Genomic DNA, 3,750 nt, shown 5'->3' with positions numbered 1-3,750 from the left:
GGGCAGCAAAGGCATCGGTCACTTGCGACAGACGCTTGGTCTGCTGCTCGATGGCATAACCATCGGTACCTTTCATCAGTTCAGTCAGTTCCTGCACCTGCGCATCGATGACCATGCGCTCTTCGGCGTCGAGCAAACGCTCGCCGTCAGCTTCCAGAGCAGCCTGCACCGCTTCGATCAGGCGCTGGGCATCGACCTGCTGCTCACGCAGCACGCGGGCAACCTTGTCATCATTGGCGTGCTGGAACGAGTCCTTGAGCATTTTGGCGATTTCGCCGTCGGTCAGGCCGTAGGACGGCTTGACCTGGATGCTCGCCTCAACGCCCGAACCCAGCTCGCGAGCCGAGACACTGAGCAGACCGTCGGCATCGACCTGGAAAGTCACGCGAATCTTCGCTGCACCGGCAACCATCGCTGGAATACCGCGCAGCTCGAAGCGTGCCAGGGAGCGGCAGTCGCTGATCAGCTCGCGCTCGCCCTGCAACACGTGGATCGCCATGGCCGACTGGCCGTCTTTATAAGTGGTGAAGTCCTGTGCACGAGCGACGGGGATGGTGGTATTGCGTGGAATCACCTTCTCCATCAGGCCACCCATGGTTTCCAGCCCCAGGGACAACGGAATCACGTCCAGCAGCAGCAATTCGCCGCCGTCACGCTTGTTGCCGGCCAGGGTATCGGCCTGGATCGCAGCACCAATGGCGACCACTTGATCCGGGTCGATTTCAGTCAGGGGCTGCCGGCCAAAGGCTTCGGCGACGGCTTCGCGTACGCGGGGAACGCGAGTCGAACCACCGACCATGACCACGGCATGCACATCTTCCAGTTCGATACCGGAATCGCGAACAGCGCGGCGGCAGGCTTTCAGACTGCGCGCAACCATCGGCTCGATCAGCGCATTGAACGCTTGGCGGGTCAGCTCGGCTTTCCAGTCGCCATACGTGACTTCGACAGCCGCAGCACCGGTCAGCGCTTCTTTTGCGGCACAGGCGGTTTGCAGCAAATTGCGTTGCGCGCCCGGATCGAGATCGGCGGACAAGCCGGCGCTCTCGATGATCCAGCCAGCGATGGCATGGTCGAAGTCATCGCCGCCCAGGGCACTGTCGCCGCCAGTGGCCAGCACTTCGAAAACACCGCCGGTCAGGCGCAGAATCGAAATATCGAAGGTACCGCCGCCCAGGTCGTAAATGGCGACCAGGCCTTCGGCATGCTGGTCCAGGCCGTAAGCCACAGCGGCTGCGGTCGGCTCGTTGAGCAAACGCAGCACGTTCAGACCGGCCAGCTTGGCCGCATCCTTGGTCGCTTGACGCTGCGCATCGTCGAAATAGGCCGGAACGGTGATCACCGCACCGACCAGTTCGCCACCGAGGGTCGCTTCAGCGCGCTGACGCAGGACCTTGAGGATATCGGCGGAGACTTCGACCGGGCTTTTCGGGCCCTGGATCGTGTCGATGAACGGCATGTGCGACTCGCCGCCGACAAAGCGGTACGGCAGCTGGTCGCCCAATTGCTTGACGTCGGACAGACCACGACCCATCAAGCGCTTGACCGACAGCACAGTGTTCAGGGGATCGGTAGCGGCCGCCAGTTTGGCGGACTCGCCCACTTCGACGCGATCAGCGTGATAGCGCACGGCAGACGGCAGGATGACCCGCCCCTCTGCGTCGGCAAGCGGCTCGGAAAGACCACTGCGCAATGCAGCGACCAGCGAATTGGTAGTGCCCAAGTCGATCCCCACAGCCAGACGACGCTGGTGCGGTTGAGGACTTTGGCCGGGTTCGGCGATCTGCAGTAGGGCCATCGTTATCAGGACTTATCTGTATATCAGGCGTGCGACCGGAGCGGCACTGGGTTAATCGTCGAGGCGCTCTTCCAGCTGGCGCACTTCGTAGGTGAGCTTGTCGAGGAACTGCATGCGCCGCATCAGGCGTTCGGCCTGTTCACGTTGCGCGGCATCGTTCCAGCAAGCCGAGAAGCGTTGGTTCAGTTCATCCTGGGCAGCTTTCAGGCGACGCTTGAAGACGGCAACCCCATTGAGGTCGGCGCTGTCCTGCAGGTCTTCGAGCTCTTCACGCAACTCCATCTGTTGCAGAAGAAACTCCGGATCATGCACCGTGACCTCCAGCGGCAGCTCGCCACCATTCAAGGCGAGCAGGTAACGCGCGCGCTTGGGCGGATTCTTGAGCGTCTGGTAGGCCTCGTTGAGGCTCGCGGATTGCTCTAGCGCCAGCCGCTGCTCACGCTCGGAAGCATCAGCGAAACGGTCCGGATGAACGCTGCGCGCCAACTCACGGTAGCGCGTAGCCAGCTGATCGAGGTCCAGATCGAAACTCGGTTGCAGCTCAAATAAAGCGAAGTGACAAGGAGTACCCACGGCAAGCCTCAGATGTTGAAGCTTTCGCCGCAGCCACATTCACCGCGTACGTTGGGGTTGTTGAACTTGAAGCCTTCGTTCAACCCTTCCTTGACGAAATCGAGCTCGGTGCCGTCCAGATAGGCCAGGCTTTTCGGGTCGATGATCACTTTTTCGCCGTGACTTTCGAACACCTGGTCCTCTGCAACCACCTCGTCGACAAACTCCAGCACGTAGGCAAGGCCGGAACAGCCTGTGGTGCGAACACCCAGACGAATCCCTTCACCTTTGCCGCGCCCGTCGAGGGAGCGCCGCACGTGTCGAGCAGCCGCTTCTGTCATGCTGATAGCCATCGGTGACTCCTTACTCGTCGCCAAAACTCGAAAATCAGATCAAGCCTTTCTTCTGCTTGTAGTCGCGAACGGCCGCTTTGATAGCGTCTTCAGCGAGTACGGAGCAGTGAATTTTCACTGGCGGCAGGGCCAGTTCTTCAGCCAGCTGAGTGTTCTTGATGGTTTCTGCTTCGTCCAGGGTCTTGCCTTTCATCCACTCGGTGGCGAGGGAGCTGGAAGCGATAGCCGAACCGCAGCCATAGGTCTTGAACTTGGCATCTTCGATGATGCCGGCGTCGTTGACCTTGATCTGCAGGCGCATGACGTCGCCGCAAGCCGGCGCGCCGACCATGCCGGTGCCGACATCAGGATCTTCCGCGTCCATCTTGCCGACGTTGCGCGGGTTTTCGTAGTGGTCGATGACCTTTTCGCTGTAAGCCATGATTCTTAATCCTCACTCATCAGAGAGTCGCTCTTTGAGCCCCGTAACCGAAGTTCGCGGGGCCGGTTCGCGGCGACTTGAAATCAGTGTGCCGCCCACTCGATTTTCGAAATGTCGACACCGTCTTTGTACATGTCCCACAGCGGCGACAGAGCGCGCAGCTTGGTAACGGCCTCGCAAACTTTCTGCGCGGCGTAATCGATTTCTTCTTCGGTGGTGAAGCGGCCGAAGGTGAAGCGGATCGAGCTGTGTGCCAGTTCGTCGTTGCGGCCCAGGGCGCGCAGTACGTACGAAGGCTCCAGCGATGCCGAGGTGCAGGCCGAACCGGACGAAACCGCCAGATCCTTGAGCGCCATGATCAGCGACTCGCCTTCAACGTAGTTGAAGCTCAGGTTCAGGTTGTGCGGAACGCGGGCAGTCAGGCTGCCGTTGACGTACAGCTCTTCCAGATGCTCGACCTGCTTGTAGAAACGGTCGCTCAAGGCTTTGATGCGCACGTTCTCGGCAGCCATGTCTTCCTTGGCCACACGGAAAGCTTCACCCATGCCGACGATCTGGTGGGTCGCCAGGGTACCCGAACGCATGCCGCGCTCGTGACCGCCGCCGTGCATGGTCGCTTCGATGCG

At 60.6% G+C, this 3,750-nt stretch carries 5 protein-coding genes; all 5 read right to left on the bottom strand.

Annotated elements, in window-relative coordinates; translation table 11 throughout:
* A partial coding sequence (gene hscA / locus D8V06_RS00505) for a Fe-S protein assembly chaperone HscA (RefSeq protein ID WP_130930259.1) occupies nucleotides 1–1,798 on the bottom strand: 1,798 nt, incomplete at its 3' end.
* A gap of 51 nt (nucleotides 1,799–1,849) precedes the next feature.
* Nucleotides 1,850–2,371 (bottom strand): co-chaperone HscB, encoded by a 522-nt coding sequence (gene hscB, locus D8V06_RS00500; RefSeq protein WP_056855162.1) that lies wholly within the window; start codon nucleotides 2,369–2,371, stop codon nucleotides 1,850–1,852.
* 8 nt (nucleotides 2,372–2,379) lie between these two features.
* A complete protein-coding gene (gene iscA, locus D8V06_RS00495; RefSeq protein WP_003227904.1) occupies nucleotides 2,380–2,703 on the bottom strand; it encodes an iron-sulfur cluster assembly protein IscA in 324 nt (107 codons plus the stop codon).
* A gap of 34 nt (nucleotides 2,704–2,737) precedes the next feature.
* Nucleotides 2,738–3,124 (bottom strand): Fe-S cluster assembly scaffold IscU, encoded by a 387-nt coding sequence (iscU, locus tag D8V06_RS00490; RefSeq protein WP_007974006.1) that lies wholly within the window; start codon nucleotides 3,122–3,124, stop codon nucleotides 2,738–2,740.
* 83 nt (nucleotides 3,125–3,207) lie between these two features.
* Nucleotides 3,208–3,750 (bottom strand): aminotransferase class V-fold PLP-dependent enzyme (locus D8V06_RS00485; RefSeq protein WP_130930258.1); only part of this gene is annotated, 543 nt, incomplete at its 5' end.

Origin of the sequence: Pseudomonas sp. Sample_24, from assembly GCF_004307605.1 — a bacterium.
In the GTDB taxonomy this organism is placed as follows: domain Bacteria; phylum Pseudomonadota; class Gammaproteobacteria; order Pseudomonadales; family Pseudomonadaceae; genus Aquipseudomonas.
This window is presented reverse-complemented; position numbering and strand designations above follow the sequence as displayed.

Coding starts and splice junctions, on each gene's coding strand:
- iscA (WP_003227904.1), bottom strand. CDS start 2,703: ATGGCTATCAGCATGACAGAAGCGGCTGCTCGACACGTGCGGCGCTCC.
- iscU (WP_007974006.1), bottom strand. CDS start 3,124: ATGGCTTACAGCGAAAAGGTCATCGACCACTACGAAAACCCGCGCAAC.